This window comes from Streptomyces sp. NBC_00075 (genome assembly GCF_045041225.1).
GTDB classification, from domain to species: Bacteria; Actinomycetota; Actinomycetes; order Streptomycetales; family Streptomycetaceae; genus Streptomyces; species Streptomyces adonidis.
Genome location: NZ_CP108243.1, coordinates 7,991,276 through 8,011,478, shown reverse-complemented (window position 1 = coordinate 8,011,478; position 20,203 = coordinate 7,991,276). Strand labels below are relative to the sequence as shown.

General features: G+C 70.0%; 19 protein-coding genes. 13 read left to right on the top strand and 6 right to left on the bottom strand.

Going from position 1 to position 20,203, the window contains the following annotated elements; genetic code table 11:
- Positions 1-112: 112 nt before the first annotated feature.
- Entirely contained in the window at positions 113-931 is an 819-nt protein-coding gene (locus OG787_RS35105) for a potassium channel family protein (protein ID WP_369034548.1), read from the top strand.
- A gap of 108 nt (positions 932-1,039) precedes the next feature.
- On the opposite strand, the gene OG787_RS35100 is transcribed toward OG787_RS35105, so the two are convergent.
- Positions 1,040-2,659 (bottom strand): MFS transporter, encoded by a 1,620-nt coding sequence (locus tag OG787_RS35100; protein WP_369034549.1) that lies wholly within the window; start codon positions 2,657-2,659, stop codon positions 1,040-1,042.
- Between the two features lie 100 nt (positions 2,660-2,759).
- Between OG787_RS35100 and OG787_RS35095 the strand changes: the two genes are divergently transcribed.
- From OG787_RS35095 to OG787_RS35085, 3 genes are all read left to right on the top strand, one after another.
- Positions 2,760-3,428, top strand: a complete 669-nt coding sequence (locus tag OG787_RS35095; protein ID WP_369034550.1) for a TetR family transcriptional regulator — start codon at positions 2,760-2,762, stop codon at positions 3,426-3,428.
- A gap of 112 nt (positions 3,429-3,540) precedes the next feature.
- A complete protein-coding gene (locus tag OG787_RS35090) occupies positions 3,541-4,785 on the top strand; it encodes an alpha/beta hydrolase (protein WP_405537898.1) in 1,245 nt (414 codons plus the stop codon).
- 58 nt (positions 4,786-4,843) lie between these two features.
- Positions 4,844-5,716, top strand: coding sequence for a DUF4429 domain-containing protein (locus OG787_RS35085; protein WP_369034552.1), 873 nt, complete (start codon positions 4,844-4,846; stop codon positions 5,714-5,716).
- 119 nt (positions 5,717-5,835) lie between these two features.
- Here the strand turns inward: OG787_RS35085 and OG787_RS35080 are convergent, their stop codons facing one another.
- Together OG787_RS35080 and OG787_RS35075 are read right to left on the bottom strand one after the other, a co-directional pair.
- Entirely contained in the window at positions 5,836-6,861 is a 1,026-nt protein-coding gene (locus OG787_RS35080) for an aldo/keto reductase (protein ID WP_369034553.1), read from the bottom strand.
- A complete protein-coding gene (locus tag OG787_RS35075) occupies positions 6,858-7,328 on the bottom strand; it encodes a MerR family transcriptional regulator (RefSeq protein ID WP_369034554.1) in 471 nt (156 codons plus the stop codon). Before OG787_RS35075 ends, OG787_RS35080 begins: the two co-directional genes overlap by 4 nt.
- Before the next feature lie 95 nt (positions 7,329-7,423).
- Between OG787_RS35075 and OG787_RS35070 the strand changes: the two genes are divergently transcribed.
- Both OG787_RS35070 and OG787_RS35065 read left to right on the top strand, forming a co-directional pair.
- Positions 7,424-7,894: an N-acetyltransferase family protein gene (locus tag OG787_RS35070; protein WP_369034555.1), complete on the top strand. Its 471-nt coding sequence runs from the start codon at positions 7,424-7,426 to the stop codon at positions 7,892-7,894.
- A gap of 19 nt (positions 7,895-7,913) precedes the next feature.
- Positions 7,914-8,765 carry a serine hydrolase domain-containing protein gene (locus OG787_RS35065; RefSeq protein ID WP_405537897.1) on the top strand — a complete coding sequence of 284 codons (852 nt, stop codon included), beginning with the start codon at positions 7,914-7,916 and terminating at the stop codon, positions 8,763-8,765.
- A 213-nt stretch (positions 8,766-8,978) separates the two neighbouring features.
- Here the strand turns inward: OG787_RS35065 and OG787_RS35060 are convergent, their stop codons facing one another.
- Positions 8,979-9,632 carry a pirin family protein gene (locus OG787_RS35060; protein ID WP_405540678.1) on the bottom strand — a complete coding sequence of 218 codons (654 nt, stop codon included), beginning with the start codon at positions 9,630-9,632 and terminating at the stop codon, positions 8,979-8,981.
- 60 nt (positions 9,633-9,692) lie between these two features.
- Between OG787_RS35060 and OG787_RS35055 the strand changes: the two genes are divergently transcribed.
- The 5 genes from OG787_RS35055 (at position 9,693) to OG787_RS35035 (ending at position 14,687) form a co-directional block, all read left to right on the top strand.
- Positions 9,693-10,898, top strand: coding sequence for a PucR family transcriptional regulator (locus tag OG787_RS35055; RefSeq protein WP_369036713.1), 1,206 nt, complete (start codon positions 9,693-9,695; stop codon positions 10,896-10,898).
- Between the two features lie 89 nt (positions 10,899-10,987).
- Positions 10,988-11,944 carry an ACP S-malonyltransferase gene (locus OG787_RS35050; RefSeq protein ID WP_405537896.1) on the top strand — a complete coding sequence of 319 codons (957 nt, stop codon included), beginning with the start codon at positions 10,988-10,990 and terminating at the stop codon, positions 11,942-11,944.
- Between the two features lie 15 nt (positions 11,945-11,959).
- Positions 11,960-12,955 (top strand): ketoacyl-ACP synthase III, encoded by a 996-nt coding sequence (locus OG787_RS35045; protein ID WP_389350978.1) that lies wholly within the window; start codon positions 11,960-11,962, stop codon positions 12,953-12,955.
- An 89-nt stretch (positions 12,956-13,044) separates the two neighbouring features.
- A complete protein-coding gene (locus OG787_RS35040; RefSeq protein ID WP_105971431.1) occupies positions 13,045-13,293 on the top strand; it encodes an acyl carrier protein in 249 nt (82 codons plus the stop codon).
- A 110-nt stretch (positions 13,294-13,403) separates the two neighbouring features.
- A complete protein-coding gene (locus OG787_RS35035; protein ID WP_369036716.1) occupies positions 13,404-14,687 on the top strand; it encodes a beta-ketoacyl synthase in 1,284 nt (427 codons plus the stop codon).
- Between the two features lie 132 nt (positions 14,688-14,819).
- Here OG787_RS35035 and OG787_RS35030 read toward each other — a convergent pair whose 3' ends face one another.
- Positions 14,820-15,314, bottom strand: a complete 495-nt coding sequence (locus tag OG787_RS35030; RefSeq protein WP_235479438.1) for a DUF3145 domain-containing protein — start codon at positions 15,312-15,314, stop codon at positions 14,820-14,822.
- A gap of 284 nt (positions 15,315-15,598) precedes the next feature.
- On the opposite strand from OG787_RS35030, the gene OG787_RS35025 reads away from it, so the two are divergent.
- Positions 15,599-16,498 (top strand): SGNH/GDSL hydrolase family protein, encoded by a 900-nt coding sequence (locus OG787_RS35025; RefSeq protein WP_405537895.1) that lies wholly within the window; start codon positions 15,599-15,601, stop codon positions 16,496-16,498.
- 24 nt (positions 16,499-16,522) lie between these two features.
- Positions 16,523-17,500 (top strand): aldose epimerase family protein, encoded by a 978-nt coding sequence (locus OG787_RS35020; RefSeq protein ID WP_369036742.1) that lies wholly within the window; start codon positions 16,523-16,525, stop codon positions 17,498-17,500.
- A gap of 93 nt (positions 17,501-17,593) precedes the next feature.
- On the opposite strand, the gene OG787_RS35015 is transcribed toward OG787_RS35020, so the two are convergent.
- Complete coding sequence (locus tag OG787_RS35015) at positions 17,594-20,059, bottom strand: beta-glucosidase (RefSeq protein ID WP_405537893.1); 2,466 nt, start codon at positions 20,057-20,059, stop codon at positions 17,594-17,596.
- Positions 20,060-20,203: the final 144 nt, after the last annotated feature.

Genomic DNA, 20,203 nt, shown 5'->3' with positions numbered 1-20,203 from the left:
GGTTGTTCGTCTGCGGGGCCGTTGTGGCTGGTCGCGCAGTTCCCCGCGCCCCTGTGGAGCGGCCCCTTCGGGGCGCTCTACAGGGCATCCCCGGGCCCTTAATATGCGCAGCATGAAGGAAGAGTCTGCGCAGGCTCGTTGGGAGAGGTGGACTCAGCGGCCTCTGATGGGGCTCGCTGTCTTGTTCGCTGTCGCCTATGCGGTGCCGATCGTGCACAGTCCTGCCGGGCGGACCGTGTCGGTCGCCTGCACGGTTGTGGAGTGGGGGGTGTGGGGTGCGTTCGCCGTCGACTACCTCGTGCGGGTCGGGCTTGCCGAACAGCGGCGGGACTTCGTACGCAGGCACTGGCTGGACCTGTTCGCCGTGCTGTTGCCGCTGCTCCAGCCGCTGAGGCTGCTGCGGGTCATATCCACGCTGCTGCTGGTGGGCCGGCGGGCCCAGATGGCGTCCCAGGTGCGGCTGACGACGTATGTCGGCGGGGCCGTGGTGGGGCTGCTGATGTTCGGTTCGCTGGCCGTGCTGTCCGTGGAGCGCGAGTCGCCGGACGGGAACATCCGAACGCTGGGCGACGCCCTGTGGTGGTCGTTCACGACGATGACGACCGTGGGGTACGGGGACCACGCGCCGACGACCGGAGTGGGCCGCGTGCTCGCGGTCGGGCTGATGCTGTCCGGGATCGCGCTGCTCGGTCTGGTCACCGCGAACATCGCCGCGTGGTTCATCTCCCGGTTCGAGATGGACGACGTGGAGGAACGGCGCCAGACGGCGGCGATCGCGGCGCTGACCGAGGAAGTACGGGCGCTGCGGGCCGAGGTGGCCGCCCTGTCCGACGGGCCCGTCGGCGCGCTGTCCCCCTCCGGCAGCGCGCCGCGGCCCGGCGGTCCTCCGTGTCGTACATGTCTTACGGACCATGCCGTGCGGAGGACTTGACTAACTGTGACCTGCCCCGAGGACCGAAGGGGAGGAATCTTTAGGGGAGTCACTCGGATAGGGGAATTCCCCGGCACAGGTCATAGATATATGCGCGAGATATGTGCCTCAGATGTGCGCCGCGCCCGCGCCGGCCTCCGCGTTCTCGCCGCGCTTCGTCAGGAGGGCGACCAGTACCGCCACGACTCCCACGCCGGCCGCGACCAGACAGGCCAGGCTCATGCCGGAGATGAAGGTGTCGTGGGCGACCTTCGTGATCTGGGCGGCGACCGTCTCCGGAGTGCCCGGTGCCACCGGGGGAACGCCGACCTGGACCGCTTCCGAGGCCTGCGCCTGCTGTTCCGGGGTGAGTTCGGGAAGGCCCGCGGCCGTCCAGTTGCCCGCGAGGTCGTTGTCGACCTTGGAGGCCATGACCGCGCCCAGGACCGCCGTACCGAGGCTGCCGCCGATCTGCATCGCCGCCTGCTGGAGGCCGCCGGCGACGCCGGACAGCTCCATCGGGGCGTTGCCGACGATGACCTCCGTCGCGCCGACCATGACCGGGGCGAGGCCGAGGCCGAGCATGGCGAACCAGAGCGACATGACGCCGCTGCCCGTGTCCGTCTCCAGCGTCGACATGCCGAACATGGCGATCGCGACGCACGCCATACCGCCCGCGAGCGGGATGCGCGGGCCGGTCTTGCTGATCATGGCGCCGGCCAGCGGCGAGCCGACGATCATCATCCCGGTGAGCGGGAGCAGATGCAGGCCCGCGTCGATCGGGCTCATACCGTGCACGTTCTGAAGGTAGAAGGTGACGAAGAAGAGGCCGCCCATGAAGGCGATGGCCATGAGGACCATCAGCACCACGCCCGCCGACAGCGGGACCGAGCGGAACAGGCCGAGCGGGATCAGCGGCTCCTTGACCTTCTGCTCCCAGAAGGCGAAGAGCCCGAAGCCCGCCACCGAGGCGACCAGGAACAGCCAGGTCTTGCCGTCGCCCCAGCCCCACTCCGGAGCCTTGATGAGCGCCCACACCAGGCAGAACATCGCACCGGAGAGCAGGGCGATACCGAGGACGTCGAAGGAGCGCGGGGCGTTCTCCGCGCGGTGGTCGACCAGGATCACCAGGCCGATGACGAGGGCCAGGATGCCCACCGGCACATTGATGAAGAACACCGACTGCCAGCTGACGTGCTCGACGAGCAGTCCGCCGAGGATCGGGCCGCCCGCGGTGGAGGCGCCGATGACCATGCCCCAGATACCGATGGCCATGTTCAGCTTCTCGGCGGGGAACGTGGCCCGCAGCAGACCGAGCGCGGCCGGCATCAGCAGCGCGCCGAACAGCCCCTGGAACACCCGGAAGACGACCACCAGGGCGATACTGCTGGACAGGCCGATGGCCGCCGACGAGGCGGCGAAGCCGACGATGCCGATGAGGAAGGTCTGCCGGTGCCCGAAGCGGTCGCCGAGCTTGCCCGCGGTGATCAGCGTGACCGCGAGCGCGAGGAAGTAGCCGTTGGTGATCCACTGGACGTCCGCGAAACTCGCGCCCAGGTCCTTCTGGATGGCCGGGTTGGCGATGGCCACGATGGTGCCGTCGAGGGCCACCATCATGACCCCGACGGCCACGGATATCAGGGTCAGCCACGGATGGCCGCGCAGCCCCTCGGCAGGCGTGGGGTCCGTGGGAGAGACAGGCGCCTTGTCCCCCGGACCGGTCGTCTCGATGGTGGTCTGACTAGTCATGCGATCGAGGCTAATGACAGCCACTGACAATTGACAAACGAGTTCACAAGTCGGTAACTGACACGTCGCTCCCCGAGTAGAACGAAGAGGCCTGATCGTCATGAGCGCTGCCGAGACCCAGCCGGGTCCGGGGTCCGGCCCCGGCCTGCGCGAGCGCAAGAAGCAGCGCACCCGGGACGCGCTGGTGCGCGCCGCCCTCGTCCTGTTCACCAGCAAGGGGTACGAGCACACGACCGTCGACGAGATCGCCGAGGCCGTCGAGGTCTCGCAGCGCACCTTCTTCCGCTACTTCGCCGGCAAGGAGGACGCCGCCTTCGCCGTGCACCGCATCGCGGAGGAGCAGTTCATCCGGGCCGTGCGCGAACGCCCGCCGCACGAGGCCCCGTTGGAGGCCCTGCGGCAGGCCGTGCTGGAGGGCTGGCACACCATCAACGAGGCCGTGGAGTCCGTCGTACCGGCGGAGTTGCAGATGCGCATGTACTACGTGATCGAGTCGACGCCGGTACTGCTCGCCGCACACATGCGCCGCTCCACCGAGATGGAGGAGGCGGTGGCGCGGGTGGTCGCCGAGCGCGAGGGCGTCGACGTGGACGGCGATCTCCGGCCGCGGGTCGTGGTGGCGCTGTTCAGCGGGCTCATGCGGCTGACGGAACGGCGGTGGGGCGCGGGCTCCGACATGAGCGTGGCGGCGATGCGCGAGCTGACCAGCACCTACCTCGACGCGATGGGTCCCGCACTGGCGGGGAACTGGCGTACGGAAGGGTCGTGACACCCCGTACGGAAGCGTGTGCGTAGCGCCATACCCACCGACGGTTATCGAAACGTGATCCCCGTCACTCGGTTAACGCGAGACCCTCTCGTTCTCCTAGTGTGTCCTTTCAGTGACTTCCTTCGACACCTCCCCGCAACTGAACGTCTGGCGCGCACTGCTCGCGCTGGCCGTGGTCTTCGTGATGCTCGCGACGACCGGCTGGACCGCGGTCCGCAGCCATCGGACGCCCTCGCCGCTCCAGGCGTCGCTCTCCGCGTGGGAGCACGGACGGATCGGCGGCCACGCGCTGCCCGACCCGGACGGGACACCCGGCCGGCTGGCCCGGTTCTTCGCCTCGCTCACCACCCACCAGCGCGACCGGCTCGTCCGCCGCTATCCGCTGGCGGTCGGCAACATGAACGGCGCGCCCGTCGAACTGCGCTACCGCGCCAACCGCATCGCGCTGCACACGGCCCGCGAGACGGAGCGCGTGCGCATGCACGACAACCGGCTCTCGGCCGTCGGCCAGCACGAGGCGGGGCGCCGGATGAACCGCTACGACGACCTGCTGGCGAAGGGCCGCAAGATCCTGGCCTTCGACCCCGAGGGCAACGGCCGGGTCGCCGAGGTCTTCGGCGACCTCGACAAGGCACAGCGCGTCTCGGTCGTGGTCCCCGGCGTGGACACCGACCTCCTCACCTTCCAGCGCACCAACCGCAGGTACTCGGCGCCCGTCGGCATGGCGTCGGCGCTGTACCGCGCGGAGTGGGAGGCGAGTCCCACGACGCGTACGGCCGTGATCGCCTGGGCCGACTACACCGCGCCCAACGGGCTCGGCATGGACGCGGCGACGGCGATGCGCGCCAAGTCCGGGGCGCTGCGGCTGAACGCCCTGGTGCGCGGACTGCCCGGCCGGGCACCGGTCGCGCTGTACTGCCACAGCTACGGCTCGGTGGTCTGCGGGGTCGCCGCGCACGCGCTGCCGAGCCGGGTGACCGACATCGCGGTGGCCGGCAGCCCCGGTATGCGGGTCGAGAACGCGGCTCAGCTGCACACCTCGGCCCGGGTGTGGGCGATGCGGGACGCCGACGACTGGATCCAGGACGTGCCGTATCTGGAGGTCGGCGGCCTCGGGCACGGCGCCGACCCGGTGTCGTCGGGATTCGGCTCACGGGTGCTGTCCGCGCGGGGCGCGAAGGGACACGGCGGCTATTTCGAGCCGGGTACGGAGAGTCTGCACAACTTCGCCGAGATCGGCGTCGGCGCGTTCGGCGCCGTGCGGTGCGCTCAGCGGGATCAGAACGATCAGCAGGACCGCAAGGATGACGTGTGTCTGAAGGGTTTGTCCGACAGGGCGACGGCCGGACGCGCGTAGAGGACGCAGAAATCACGGTGTGCCCGGGGAGGGGACTATGAAGCTCTTGCCGCATACGATGAGCCGCATGGGTGACGTACTGGCCGGATTTCATGCCGCCTGGGAGTTCGAGTCCGACTCCGTGCTCATCCGCTTCGAACGGGGCATCCGCACGCCGAAGCTGTTTCAGGCGCTCGGCGAACGCCGTATCCCGCTGGAAGCGATCGCGGGTGTCACGCTGACCCCGGGCAAGCGCGGAACGGTGGTTCTGCGCGCCGAGCCCCGGCCGGGCGCCGACCCGTTGATGGAGGCGGCCGACGGCCAGCTGAAGGAGGGCTGCGACCCGTACCGGCTGGTGCTGCCGGCGGAGCGGGAGACGCTCGCCGAGTACTACGCGGACGAGCTGCGGGCCCGGGTGGGCGAGATCGGCGGTGCGGACAAGGAACCTGCTGAAAGGTTCCTGGTGGCCGCGCCCGAGGTGCCGCGGGCGTTCAAGGCGTACGACGCGAAGGCGTCCTTCGACGGGCGCGCGGTGTCGTTCCGGTGGTTCTGGACGGGCGCGTCGTCGGCGAAGTGGAAAGCCGGCGACCAGACGTTTCCGGTCGCCGACCTGATGGGGGTGGAGTGGCGGTCGCCCGAGGTGTTCGAGGGATATCTGCGACTGCTTCGACGTGACGGGTCGGCTGTGGCGCCGGCCGTCGATCAGGATCCCGCGTCGGTGGTGTTCGGGCTGGGGTACGGGCCTGTGCATGAGTCGTTGCCGTTTGCGGCGGCGGTGTTGGCCGGGGTTCGCTCCGCGGGTGGGGCGGGGGCGGTTCAGGTGAGTTCTGGGCGGCGGGATCCGGGGGATGTCGCTGAACGGATTCGGCACCTGGGGGAGTTGCACTCGGCCGGGTTGGTGACGGATGAGGAGTTTTCTTCGAAGAAGGCTGAGTTGTTGGCGGAGTTGTAGCGCCTAGGGGGGTGGGGGGTTCTGTGCTTTTGCGGGTGCGGGTTGTGTGTGGCTTGTCGCGCAGTTCCCCGCGCCCCTTGGGTGGGGCAGCTCGCCGTCCCTTGGGGAGAACCCGGGATCTACTCCCTGCCTGCTGACGCGAAGCGCATGTCCGGGTAGCGGGTGCCCGCTACCTTGGCCGCGATCGGGTCCAGTAGGGCCAGGTCCTGCTCCCCGAGCACAATCCGTGTCGCTGCTGCGTTCTCCTCGATCCTTGTCCTCCTGCGGGTGCCCGGGATGGGGACGACCGGGAGGTTGTGGACCGTGGACTGTTGTTGGACCCAGGCCAGGGCGATCTGGCCCACCGAGGCTCCGTGGGACTCGGCCACGGTTCGGATGGGGGTCAGGAGGGCCGCGTTCGTTGTGGCGTTCTCGCCCGTGAAGCGGGGCTGGGTGCGGCGGTAGTCGCCCTCGGTGAGTTCCTGGTCGGCGTTGGTGAAGGAGCCGGTCAGGAAGCCTCGGCCCAGTGGGGAGTACGGGACCAGGGTGACGCCCAGTTCGCGGGCCGTCGGGACGACCGATGCCTCGATGTCCCGGCTGAACAGGGACCACTCCGACTGGACGGCGGCGATCGGGTGCACGGACTGGGCCGCGCGCAGCTCGGCGCCCGTGACCTCGCTCAGGCCCAGCTGCTTGACCTTGCCCTGGCGGACCAGGTCGGCCATCACGCCGACGGTCTCCTCGATGGGGATGTTCACATCGCGCCGGTGCATGTAGTAGAGGTCGATGACGTCGAGGTCGAGGTTCTTGAGGCTGGCCTCGACCGCCTGTCGGATGTAGGCGGGGTCGTTGCGGATGATCCGCGGGCCCGTGACGCCGGCCGGCATCGCCAGGGCGAACTTCGTCGCTACGACGACCTCGTCACGGTGGGCGTTGAAGAACGGGGACAGGAAACGTTCGTTCTCGCCGTCGCCGTAGGCGTCCGCGGTGTCGTAGAGGGTCACACCCAGTTCGAGAGCGCGTTCGAGCGTGGCGCGGGCCTCGTCGGCGTCCGTGGGGCCGTACGCGATGCTCATGCCCATACAGCCGAGGCCCTGGACGCCGACCTGGGGGCCGTCCGTGCCGAGCGGGGCGGTGATGAGCTTGGTGGTGTCGTCGTTCGTCATCGGGCACTCTCCACCTGTCGGGCGAGACCCGCGTCGAGGTCCGCCTCCGCGTAGAAGCTGATCTTCCGGTCCAGTACCGCGAGCGTGTCCTGGAGTTCGGCGATGCGGTCCAGGACGGCCCGGCGGGTCGATTCGAGCAGCTCGAACCGTTCGCCGTACGTCTGGTCGCCCTCGCGCACCAGTTCGGCGTACCGCACCATGTCGGCGACCGGCATCCCGGTCAGCCGGAGCTTGCCGACCAGGTCGAGCCAGTCGAGGTCGCGGTTGCGGTAGCGGCGCTGGCCGGTATGGGAACGGTCGATGTGCGGCATCAGCCCGATGCGTTCGTACCAGCGCAGGGTGTGCGCGGTCAGCCCGGTGAAGAGGACGACCTCGCTGATCGTGTAGCGGTCCTGTCCGTCCGGGCGCCGCTCGGGCACCCTGTTCGTGGTGGGCTCTGTGGACTCCGTGGTCTCCAGCACCGTCATGGCCCCTACGCTAAAACCTTGGAGTGCACTCCAAGCAAGCGGATACCGCGATATTGCGGAGACTTGGCCGGTCCCGGCTCATTACCGTACGGATCATGACTCTCGTACGTCGTGCCACACCCGATGATGCCGAAGAGCTGCTGCGACTGCGCCAGGTGATGATCGACTCGATGCTCGGGGCGAACACCGACGCGGGCTGGCAGTCCGAGTCCCTGGCCACCGTGAGCGCGAGACTCGCCGATCCGGACGGGGGCTTCGCCGCGTTCGTCGTCGACCGCCCGGAGCGGCCCGGGTCGCTGGCCGCGCTGGTCGTGGGGACCGTCGAATACCGGATCGGGCGTGCGGGCAATCCGCACGGGCGGGTCGGGTTCGTGTTCAGCGTCGCCACCGATCCGGGCGCTCGGCGGCGGGGGTATGCGCGGGCGTGCATGGAGGCGCTGGTGGAGTGGTTCCGGGAGGAGGGCGTCGGGCAGATCGACCTCACCGCGTCCCCCGATGCGGAGCCGCTGTACGCGTCGCTGGGATTCACCCGCCAACCGGACCCCTTCATGCGGCTGCGGTTGTGAGGCTCCTAAGCTCGGCGGTATGTCGTCGGAATCGCTGGAATCGCTGGAATCGCTGAAGTCGCTCGCGTCGATCGAGAACTGGCCCGTGCCCACCGCCGCCGCTGCCGTCGTACGGGCGGACGGTGCCGTTCTGGGCTCCCACGGCCCCCTCGACCACCGGTTCCCGCTCGCCTCGGTCACCAAGCCGCTCGCCGCGTACGCCGTCCTTGTCGCGTACGAGGAGGGCGCCATCGAACTCGACGAGCCGGCCGGGCCGCCCGGGTCCACGGTCCGCCACCTCTTGGCGCACACGTCGGGGCTCGCCTTCGACGAGCACCGCGTGACGGCTCCGCCCGGGGAACGGCGGCTGTACTCGAACGCCGGGTTCGAGGTGCTCGGGGATCATGTGGCGAAGGCTGCGGAGATGCCGTTCGCGGAGTATGTGCGGCAGGCGGTGCTGGAGCCGTTGGGGATGGGGGCGACGGGGGTGGAGGGGTCGCCGGCCAAGGACGGTGTCTCGACCGTCGGGGATCTGGCGCGGTTCGTGGCGGAGGTGCAGGCGCCTCGGTTGCTGGATGCGCGGACGGTGGCTGAGGCGATGTCCGTGCAGTACCCGGGGACGAAGGGGGTTCTTCCCGGGTACGGGCATCAGAACCCGAACGACTGGGGGCTGGGGTTCGAGATCCGGGGGGTGAAGTCGCCGCACTGGACGGGGAGTTCGTCGTCGCCTCGCACCTTCGGCCACTTCGGGCAGTCGGGGACGTTCCTGTGGATCGACCCGGAGGCTGGGGTGGGGTGTGTGGCGCTGACCGATCGGGCGTTCGGGGCGTGGGCGGTGGAGGTGTGGCCGGGGTTCACGGATGGGGTGCTGGCGGAGGTACGGGGCGGCTGAGGCTGGGTGTTTCTCGCCCCCGCCGCCCCTACCCGTCCCATCCCTGGGGGCTGCGCCCCCAGACCCCCTTTGTCCTCAAACGCCGGACGGGCTGACCAACTCAGCCCGTCCGGCGTTTGAGGACAAGGCCCCTTCAGGGCCGGAGCGGGGGTCTGGGGGCGGCAGCCCCCAGGGATGGGAACGGGTAGGGGCGGCGGGGGCGAAGAAACGTCGTCACGTGGACATTTCCCACAGCAGCAGTTCCGTTGCCGTCACCCCGATCGCCTCCACCCCCTCCTCCCCCGTCAGGCGCGCCGCGTCGCCCTGGGTCAGTTTCTCCGGGCCCAGGCGGACCTCGCCCCTGACCACGTGGACGTACACGTACGCCGCGTCCGGGACCGCCGTGCGCTCGCCCGCCGACAGGCGGCGTACGTGCAGCATCGCGCCCGCCTCCGGGGCCGCGTACGGCGTGGAGTCGGCGATGCCGTGGACTATCTCGTAGGACGGGGTGCCGCCGGGCTGGAGAGGGGCCAGCCAGGTCTGGATGAAGGTCAGGGGGGTTTCCCCCTCGTTGCGCTCCGCGTGGCGTACTCCCGCCGCCGCGCTCAGGCGTTGGACGTCCCCCGCCACCACCACCGTCTCGTGGCCCGTCGAGTCGCGGTGGGTGAGTGACCCCTCCGTCACCCACGTCACGATCTCCGTATGGCTGTGCGGGTGTTCGTCGAAGCCCGCGCCGGGAGCCAGCCGCTCCTCGTTGCAGGCGATCACCGCGCCGAAGCGCAGGTTGTCCGGGTCGTAGTGGGGGCCGAAGGAGAAGGCGTGCCAGGATTCGATACCGGCTGCCGGGTCACCCCCTGGATAGCGCGCGTCCGCGCGCCGTACGTCCATCACCCACCCACCGTAGACCCGACGCCGCACGCCCCCGTCCTGATAAGGCAGTCTTGTCCCGTGCCCGAACCCGAATCCCATCGCCCCGAGCCCACCTCACGTCCCGAGCACCCGCACCCGGCGACCTTGAGGCGGCTGGAGAAGTCGTCCGGGAGTCTCGCCGCGCAGGCGATCACGCGCATGGACGAGACGCTCTCGTGGTACCGGGCCATGCCCCCGGAGAACCGTTCCTGGATCGGGCTGGTCGCCCAGGCCGGTATTGCCGCCTTCACCGAGTGGTTTCGGCATCCGGATGCGCCTCAGGCCATCTCCACCGATGTCTTCGGTACCGCTCCTCGCGAGCTGACCAGGGCCATCACCCTGCGGCAGACCGTCGAGATGGTCCGTACGACCATCGAGGTCATGGAGAGTGCGATCGATGAGGTCGCCGCTCCCGGCGATGAGGGCGTGCTGCGCGAGGCCCTGCTCGTGTACGCCCGCGAGATCGCCTTCGCCACCGCACAGGTGTACGCCCAGGCCGCCGAGGCACGGGGTGCCTGGGACGCCCGGCTGGAGTCGCTCGTCGTCAATGCCGTGCTCAGTGGCGAGGCGGACGAGGGGGCTGTTTCTCGGGCCGCCGCCCTTGGCTGGAATTCGCCCGAGCATGTGTGCGTCGTGCTCGGTACCGCGCCCGACGGTGACAGTGAGTTGACCGTGGAGGCCATTCGGCGGGCCGCCCGGCACGCCAAGGTGCAGGTGCTGACGGGGGTTCTTGGGGATCGGCTCGTCGTTATCGCGGGCGGGAACGACAATCCGCTCGCCGTTGCCAAGTCGCTGATCGGGCCTTATGCCGCCGGGCCCGTCGTCGCGGGGCCGATCGTGCCCGATCTGCTGGCCGCCACCCGGTCCGCGCAGGCCGCCGCCGCGGGGCTCAAGGCCTGTTCCGCCTGGCAGGACGCCCCGCGGCCGGTGCTGGCCGACGATCTGCTGCCGGAGCGCGCCATCGCCGGTGACCCCGGTGCGCGTGACCAATTGGTGGAGGAGATCTACAGACCGCTGGAGGAGGCCGGGTCCGCGCTCCTGGAAACGCTCGCCGTCTATCTCGAACAGGCGAGCAGTCTGGAGGGTGCGGCACGAATGCTCTTCGTTCATCCCAACACCGTGCGCTACCGGCTTCGACGTGTGACTGACGTCACCGGCTGGTCGCCTTCAGATGTACGATCCGCATTCACATTGCGGATCGCGCTGATTCTCGGGCGCCTGGCCGATGGGGATCTTCAACCCTAGGCTTTTGTCGGGGCCCTACAAAACCCCCTGCCGTTCTTCGTCCCTGTCCCCACGGGCGGCCGCGCCCGTCCACAAGAGAGAGTGTGAGAGTGCTCGTACTCGTCGCTCCCGGCCAAGGCGCCCAGACGCCCGGCTTCCTGACTCCTTGGCTCGATCTGCCCGGTGCCGCCGAGCGCGTCGCCGAGTGGTCCGACGCCATCGGCCTCGACCTCGTCCACTACGGGACCGAGGCCGACGCCGACGCGATCCGTGACACCGCGGTGGCCCAGCCGCTGCTGGTCGCGGCCGGGATACTGTCCGCCTCGGCACTGGGTGCCATGGGCGGTGGCCTCGTACCGGGTGCCGTCGCCGGGCACAGCGTCGGTGAGATCACCGCCGCCGCCTTCGCCGGCGTACTCGACGACACGGCCGCCCTGACCCTCGTACGCAAGCGCGGCCTGGCCATGGCCGAGGCCGCCGCCGTCACGAAGACCGGGATGGCGGCGCTTCTCGGGGGCGACCCCGAGGTGAGCGTGGCTCATCTGGAGAAGCTGGGGCTGACCCCGGCGAACGTCAACGGCGCCGGGCAGATCGTCGCCGCCGGGACGGAGGAGCAGATCGAGGCTCTCCTCCAGGACAAGCCCGAAGGTGTGCGAAAGGTCGTCAAGTTGCAGGTGGCCGGTGCCTTCCACACGCACCACATGGCTCCGGCGGTCGACGCCCTCGCCGCTGCCGCCGCCTCCCTGACGCCCGGCGACCCGAAGGTCACGTACGTCTCCAACAAGGACGGGCAGACGGTCGCGGACGGGTCGGAAGTGCTCGCGCGGCTGGTCGGGCAGGTCGCCAACCCGGTGCGCTGGGACCTGTGCATGGAGACGTTCAAGGCGCTGGGCGCGACCGCGTTCATCGAGGTGTGCCCGGGCGGCACCCTCACCGGTCTCGCCAAGCGGGCGCTGCCCGGCGTGAAGACCCTGGCCCTGAAGACCCCCGCCGATCTCGACGCAGCTCGTGAGCTGATCGCCGAGTCGCTGATCCCGACCTCTGCCGCTGACGCGGCGGGTGCCTGAAAGGAGCCCCGCGCAATGCCGAAGATCAAGCCCAGCAAGGGTGCCCCGTACGCGCGCATCCTGGGCGTGGGCGGCTACCGGCCGGTCCGGGTCGTGCCGAACGAGGTGATCCTGGAGACGATCGACTCGTCCGACGAATGGATCCGCTCCCGCTCCGGCATCGAGACCCGGCACTGGGCCTCCGACGAGGAGACCGTCGCCGCGATGTCCCTGGAGGCGTCCGGCAAGGCGATCGCCGACGCGGGCATCGCCGCCGAGCAGATCGGCGGCGTGGTCGTCGCGACCGTCTCGCACTTCAAGCAGACTCCGGCCGTGGCCACCGAGATCGCCGACAAGCTCGGCACGGCCAAGGCCGCCGCGTTCGACATCTCGGCGGGCTGCGCGGGCTTCGGCTACGGCCTGACCCTGGCCAAGGGCATGATCGTCGACGGTTCCGCGGAGTACGTCCTCGTCATCGGCGTCGAGCGGCTGTCCGACCTGACCGACCTGGAGGACCGGGCGACCGCCTTCCTGTTCGGTGACGGCGCGGGCGCGGTCGTGGTGGGCCCCTCCCAGGAACCGCACATCGGTCCGACCGTGTGGGGCTCCGAGGGCGACAAGTCGGACACCATCAAGCAGACCGTCCCGTGGAACGAGTACGACAGTTCCGGCAAGTTTCCTGCGATCACGCAGGAGGGCCAGGCGGTGTTCCGCTGGGCCGTGTTCGAGATGGCGAAGGTCGCCCAGCAGGCGCTGGACGCGGCCGGGATCACCCCGGACGACCTGGACGTCTTCATTCCCCACCAGGCCAACGAGCGGATCATCGACTCGATGGTGAAGACACTGAAACTGCCGGAGCACGTCACGGTCGCACGCGACGTGCGCACCACCGGCAACACGTCGGCCGCCTCGATCCCGCTCGCGATGGAGCGGCTTCTGGCGACCGGCGAGGCGAAGAGCGGCGACACCGCGCTCGTCATCGGCTTCGGGGCGGGTCTCGTGTACGCCGCGACGGTCGTTACCCTCCCCTAGGCACCCCGCACCGGATCCGGATCGTCGGAACCGGCACGGGGACAACCGCCAACCCTCTCTGGATAGATACACAAGAAGGAGCGCCTGCCATGGCCGCCACTCAGGAAGAGATCGTCGCCGGTCTCGCCGACATCGTGAACGAGATCGCCGGCATCCCGGTTGAGGACGTCCAGCTGGACAAGTCCTTCACCGACGACCTGGACGTCGACTCGCTGTCCATGGTCGAGGTCGTCGTCGCCGCCGAAGAGCGCTTCGACGTCAAGATCCCCGACGAGGACGTCAAGAACCTCAAGACGGTCGGCGACGCGACCGCGTACATCCTCAAGAACCAGGACTGATCGCAGGGCCGGCCCTCGGCCGGCCCGTCAGCCCCGCCACCCGGCGGTGGCGCCGTTCTCCCCGCCTACGCGGGGGTTGTCCTCCCGTATCCGTTGGAGAAGGAATTCCCGTGAGCCCGACCAATCGCACCGTGGTCGTCACCGGTATCGGCGCAACCACACCGCTGGGTGGTGACGCGGCCTCTACCTGGGAGGGTCTGGTCGCCGGCAAGTCCGGTGTCCGTGCCCTGGAGCAGGAGTGGGCGGCCGAGTCGGCCGTCCGCATCGCCGCGCAGATCGCCGTGGAACCGTCCGAGATCATCCCCCGGCCGCAGGCCCGCCGTCTGGACCGGTCGGCGCAGTTCGCGCTGATCGCCGCCAAGGAGGCGTGGGCCGACGCGGGCTTCACCGACCGGGCGGGCGAGGGCGCCGGTGAGGGCGAGAGCCCGGCCGTCGACCCCGACCGGCTCGGTGCGGTCATCGCCTCGGGCATCGGTGGAGTGACGACCCTGCTCGACCAGTACGACGTGATGAAGGAGAAGGGCGTACGCCGTGTCTCCCCGCACACCGTGCCGATGCTGATGCCCAACAGCCCCTCCGCCAACGTGGGTCTGCTCGTCGGCGCGCGCGCCGGTGTGCACACCCCGGTCTCCGCCTGCGCGTCGGGCGCCGAGGCCATCGGCTACGCCATCGAGATGATCCGCACCGGCCGCGCCGACATCGTCGTCGCCGGTGGCACGGAGGCGGCGATCCATCCGCTGCCCATCGCCGCGTTCGGCAACATGATGGCGATGTCCAAGAACAACGAGAACCCCGAGGGTGCCTCTCGTCCGTACGACACGGCCCGCGACGGCTTCGTGATGGGCGAGGGCTCCGGTGTGATCGTGCTGGAGTCCGCCGAGCACGCGGCCGCGCGCGGTGCGCGGGTGTACGCGGAGGCGGTCGGCCAGGGTATTTCGGCCGACGGTCACGACATCGTGCAGCCTGAGCCGGAGGGGCGCGGTATCTCCGCGGCGCTGCGGAATCTGCTGGCCGCGACCGACCTCGATCCGGCGGAGATCGTGCACGTGAACGCGCACGCGACGTCTACGCCGGCGGGTGATGTGGCTGAACTGAAGGCGCTGCGGAATGTGTTCGGCGACGACGCGGATCACATGGCGGTGTCCGCCACGAAGTCGATGACCGGGCACCTGCTCGGTGGTGCGGGTGGGGTCGAGACGGTGGCGACCGTGCTCGCGCTGTACCACCGGGTTGCTCCTCCGACGATCAATGTCGAGGACCTTGATCCGGAGGTCGATGCGGACATCGTGCGGGGTGAGGCTCGTAAGTTGCCTGTGGACGGGCGGATCGCCGCGCTGAACGACTCGTTCGGGTTCGGTGGGCACAACGTGGTGCTGGCGTTCAGGTCGGTTTGATCTCTGGCTTGAACGTGTGTGGCCCGGACTCCTTGGTGGAGTTCGGGCCACTTTCGGTTGTGTGTCGGCTGACCGCCGGTGGGGGCTTGTCGCGCAGTTCCCCGCGCCCCTGAAAGCCCCGCTGGACGTCTCTTACACGACCTGGTGGAGCCATCTCACTGGCGCGCCTTCGCCCGCGTATCTGAAGGGTTCGAGTTCGTCGTCCCAGGGCTTGCCCAGGAGTTTGGACAACTCGGCTTCCAGGTCCGTCTCTCCTCGTTGGGAGCGGGTGAGGGCGGCGCGGAGGCGGTCCTCGGGGATGAGGATGTCGCCGTGGATGCCGGTGACGGCGTGGTAGATGCCCAGGTCGGGGGTGCAGCTGTAGCGCTCGCCCTCGGCGGTGGCGCAGGGTTCCGCGGTGACCTCGAAGCGGAGCAACTGCCAGCCGCGCAGGGCGGAGGCGAGCTTGGAGGCCGTGCCTACCTGGCCCTTCCAGGAGAACTCGGAGCGCCAGGTGCCGGGGGCGGCGGGCTGGCGGATCCAGTCGAGGCTGACGCGTGTGCCGAGCACTCCGGCGACAGCCCACTCGACGTGCGGGCACAGCGCGCGCGGCGCGGAGTGCACGTACAGAACTCCACGTGTCGTCACTGGGACCTCCGGACAGAGCGGGACATCTTCGAACTGGTCGAGCGGCGGTGGCAAGGCAGCCACGTTGATGGCGAGGCTACCGTGCGGCGGCGCGAGGAGTGTGACGTACCGTCGGTCCCGATGCCATGAAACGCCCGCCATTCACCCAGGGGGACGCTTGTACTGGTGTGCGGCGTTGCACTGTTTGGGGCATTAGTTGTTCTCGGTTTCGGGAACTCCCGTGCGTTGTTATGGGCGAGACCCATTGCGCACCGCGCCGCACGCCGACCGAGGGGACCCAGGGGATGCCGAATCGAAGTCACCGTTCGCGGGCCGTCGTCGCCTTCGCGTCGGCGGCCCTGCTGGGTGTCGCCGGGTGTAGCGGCGGCGGCGGTGACACGTCCCCGGCGCCGGACGGCACGCGGGCCAAGGCGAAGCCGTCCGCGACTCCGGCGTCCGCGTGGGACAGCAGTCCGGCCTCCATGGCGGCCGTGGGCGACTCCATCACGCGTGGCTTCGACGCCTGCTCGGTGCTGTCCGACTGTCCCGAGGTGTCCTGGGCGACCGGCAGCGACAAAGAGGTGAACAGTCTGGCCGTACGGCTGTTGGGTGCGTCGGGGGCTGCCGCGCGGAGCTGGAACTACGCCGTCACCGGGTCCCTGATGGACGATCTGCCCGCCCAGATGACGAAGGCCGCCGCCCGGAAGCCCGCGCTGGTGACGGTGATGGCGGGGGCCAACGACGCGTGCCGGTCGTCGGTGGCGGAGATGACCTCGGTGGCGGACTTCCGGGCGTCGTTCACTCAGGCGCTGCGGACTCTGCGTACGGCCGCGCCCAAGAGCCAGGTGTATGTGGCGAGCGTGCCGGATCTCAAGCGGCTCTGGTCGCAGGGGCGGACCAACGGGATGAGCAAGGCGGTGTGGAAGCTGGGGCTGTGCCAGTCGATGCTGGCCGACCCGGACGCGGTGGACGCGGCGGCGACCGCGCGGCGGGACGAGGTGCGGTCGCGGGTGGAGGCGTACAACTCGGTGCTGAAGGAGGTGTGTGCCACGGATCGGCTGTGCCGGTTCGACGGGGGCGCGGTCTTCGACTACGACTTCGGGATACGGCAGCTGAGCCCCTGGGACTGGTTCCATCCGAGCCGCAACGGCCAGGCACGGCTCGCCGAGATCGCGTACCGCGAGGTCACCGCCGAGAAGGCGTGACCTAGGGTTTTCCGCATGGTCCACATGAACGAACTTTTCGGCACACTTCCCGACGGCACTCCTGTCCACCGCTGGACCCTGGAGCGGGCCGGGGTCCGAGTACGTGTGCTGACGTACGGCGGGATCGTGCAGTCGGCCGAGGTCCCGGACCGGGACGGGCGGCTGACAGATGTGGTGCTGGGGTTCCCGGACGTGGCCGGTTATCTGGCGCACCCGGAGCCGTACTTCGGCGCGCTGGTGGGCCGGTACGCGAACCGCATCGCGGGCGGCGCCTTCCCGCTGGACGGGCGGACGTACGAACTGGCGCGGAACAACGCGCCCAACTCCCTGCACGGCGGCACCCACGGCTTCGACAAGCGGGTGTGGGACGCGGAGCCGGTCGAGCACGGGGTACGGCTGTCCCGGGTGAGCCCGGACGGCGAGGAGGGGTTCCCGGGGCGCCTTGAGGTCTCGGCGACGTACACGCTGGACGCGGACGGGGCGCTGCGGATCGCGTACGAGGCGGTCACGGACGCGCCGACGGTGATCAACCTGACGAACCATACGTACTGGAACCTGTCCGGGACCGCCTCCGGCAGCGCGGGCGGACACGCCCTGCGCGTCGACGCCTCGCGGTACACGCCCGTCGACGCGGATCTGATCCCGACCGGGGTCGAGCCGGTGGCGGACTCCCGCTTCGACTTCCGTACGGAGCGGAAGGTGGGCGCGGGGTACGACCACAACTTCGTCCTCGACAAGGGGCGGACGGCGGACGCGGTCGAGGTCGCCGAGTTGTACGACCCCGCTTCGGGGCGTGTCGTGACCGTGGCGACGACCGAGCCCGGGCTTCAGCTCTACACCGCCGACCACTTGGGCGAGCCGTTCGGGCCGGGGCACGGCATCGCGCTGGAGACCCAGCACTTTCCCGACTCCCCGAACCGGCCCGAGTTCCCGAGCACGGAGCTGCGGCCTGGCGGCGCCTACCGCTCGGAGACCGTGTACGGGTTCGGCGTACGGGAGTGAGGGGCGGGCGGTTCGTGTGCGGGCCGCCGGCGAGCCCCGGTCCGGGGGTCAGGTCCCGGGCCGGGGCCGGCTGGTGGGGCGGACTGCCCTTGGCTAGACCGTAATCGGCGCGGTGAGCCGATGGTCGGTGATCGAGCGACCGATCTGAATTTCGTACGAACCTTTCACAAAGGCCCATGCGTTCGCGGACTCGTCCCAGATCTCGAAGGCGCGGCGCGGGAGTTCGAGGGTCACCTCGGTCGTCGCGCCGGGGGCGACCTCGATCCCGGCGAAGGCGGCGAGCCAGCGGGCCGGGCGGTCGGGGTCCTGGGTCGTCGGTGCGAGGTACGCCTGGACGGTCTCGCGGCCCGGGCGCGTGCCCGAGTTGGTGACCCGGACGGTGACCGTCACCCCGGTCGCCCCGCTCCCCTCCGCCTCGGCGCTCTCGTACGTCCAGTCGGTGTAGCCGAGGCCGTGGCCGAAGGGGTACGAGGGGACCTTGCCCTCCTTTTCCCAGGCTCGGTAGCCGATGAACACGCCCTCCGTGTACGGGAGTTCGCCGTTCGTCGGGATGACCTGGGTGACCGGGGCGTCGGCCAGCGTGCCCCAGGTGGTGGGGAGCCGGCCGCCGGGTTCGCGGATGCCCGTGAGGACGTCCGCCAGGGCCGCGCCGCCCTCCTGGCCGGGGAACCAGGTCAGCAGTACGGCGGCGACCTCGTCGCGCCAGGGCAGTTCCACCGGGGAGCCGGAGTTGACGACCACGACGGTGTGGGGGTTGGCGGCGGCGACGGCGCGTACCAAGTCGTCCTGGCGGCCGGGGAGTCGGAGGTCGGTGCGGTCGAAGCCCTCTGATTCGACGCGGTCGGTGGTGGCGACCACGACTACGGCGGTGTCGGCGGTGCGGGCCGCTTCGGCGGCCTCGGCGATCAGTTCGTCGGGGTCGCGGCGGGGTTCCTGGTGGCAGAGGCTGAAGGCGACGGTCGGCATCGGGGTGTCCTTGGGGAAGCTGACTACGTAGGTGAGGGACACCTCCACCCCTGTGTCCGCGGTGAGTTGGGCCTCGGCCCGGGGTACGGGGTCGCCGAAGAACGCGATGAACGGGTCGTCGCTGTCGGTGGTCTGGATGTCGTCGTAGTGGGTCGTGCCGTCGACGGTGAGGGTGAAGGCGCCGAGACCCTTGATGCCGAAGGTGTGCGGGCCGGTGTGGCGCGGGGTGAGGGTGCCGGTGAGTTCGACGGTGTGCAGTCGGTCGTGGGTGACGCCCTCGGGGAGGTCCGAACCCATCCAGTTGATCTGGCCGTTGGGCGCGGAACCGGTGCCGATGACCGTGCCGGCCGCGTCGCGGCAGACTGCTCGCAGGGTGAACCCCTTGTCGGCGACGGCGAGTTCGGTGTTGGGGTCGGCGCCGACGGAGTAACTCAGGGCGCCTTCGGGGAGCGCGGCGGTGAGGCCGTCGAGCGGGGAGACGATCCGGGCCGGGAAGACGGTGGCGGAGCCGCCGCCGAGGACGCGGGCGTCGCGGGCGGCGGCTCCGCTGAGGGCGACGGTGTGTCCGGCGGGCAGTGGCAGGGCGTAGCCCTCGTTGCGGACGAGGACGAAGGAGCGGTGGGCGATCTCCCGGGCCAGGGCACTGCCGTCGACGGTCGCCGGGAGGTCGGTGACGGCGGGTTCGGCGCCCTCCAGGACGCCGACGCGGGCGGCGAGGCGCAGGACGTTGCGGACGGCTGCGTCGAGGGTGGTCTCGGCGACGGCTCCGTCCCGTACGGCCTTGGCGAGCGGGGCACCGTACACCGTCCTCGGGCCGGGCATGGCGACGTCGAGGCCGCCGTCGATGGCGCCGGTGGTGGAGCGGGCTGCCGTCCAGTCGGAGACGTTGTAGCCGTCGAAGCCCCATTCGCCGCGCAGGACCTCGTTGACGAGGTAGCGGTGCTCGCTCATCGTCGTGCCGTTGACCGTGTTGTAGGCGGTCATGATGCCCCAGGGGTGGGCGTTCTCGACGATGGCCTCGAAGGGGGCCAGGTACAGCTCGCGCAGGGCGCGTTCGGAGACCAGGTTGTCGACGGTGAAGCGGTCGGTCTCGGCGTCGTTGGCCACGAAGTGCTTGACGGTGGTGCCGACGCCGCCGGACTGGACGCCGTTCACATAGCCGGCTCCGATCCGCCCGGTGAGATACGGGTCCTCGCTGTACGCCTCGAAGTGCCGGCCGCCCAGCGGGGAGCGGTGCAGGTTGACGGTGGGCGCGAGGAGGACGTGGACGCCCTTGCGGCGGGCCTCCTGGGCCAGCAGCACGCCTGCCCTGCGGGCCAGTTCGGGGTCCCAGGTGGCGGCGAGGGCGGTCGGGGAGGGCAGGGCGACGGAGGGGTCGTCGGCGGTCCAGCGGGTGCCGCGGACACCGATCGGGCCGTCGGACATGACGAGGGACCTCAGCCCGATCTCGGGGAGTCCGGGCAGCGACCAGCTGTCCTGCCCGGACAGGAGCCGGGCCTTGGCGTCCAGGTCGAGCCTGCCGAGAGCCGCCTCGACGGCCGCCTCCCGGGCCCTGTCCCCCGATGCCTGCGGTACCTGCGATGTGTCCGTCACGTGGGCGCCTCCTCGTCGAAGTCCATGGACGTCTCCCCGCCCCGCACTCCGCCTCACACTATGGCGTAGACCACTTCCGTCACGCGATACTGCGCCCGTCCGGCAGCACCCCACGGTTGTGTCCTCCCCCACGGCGACGGAAAG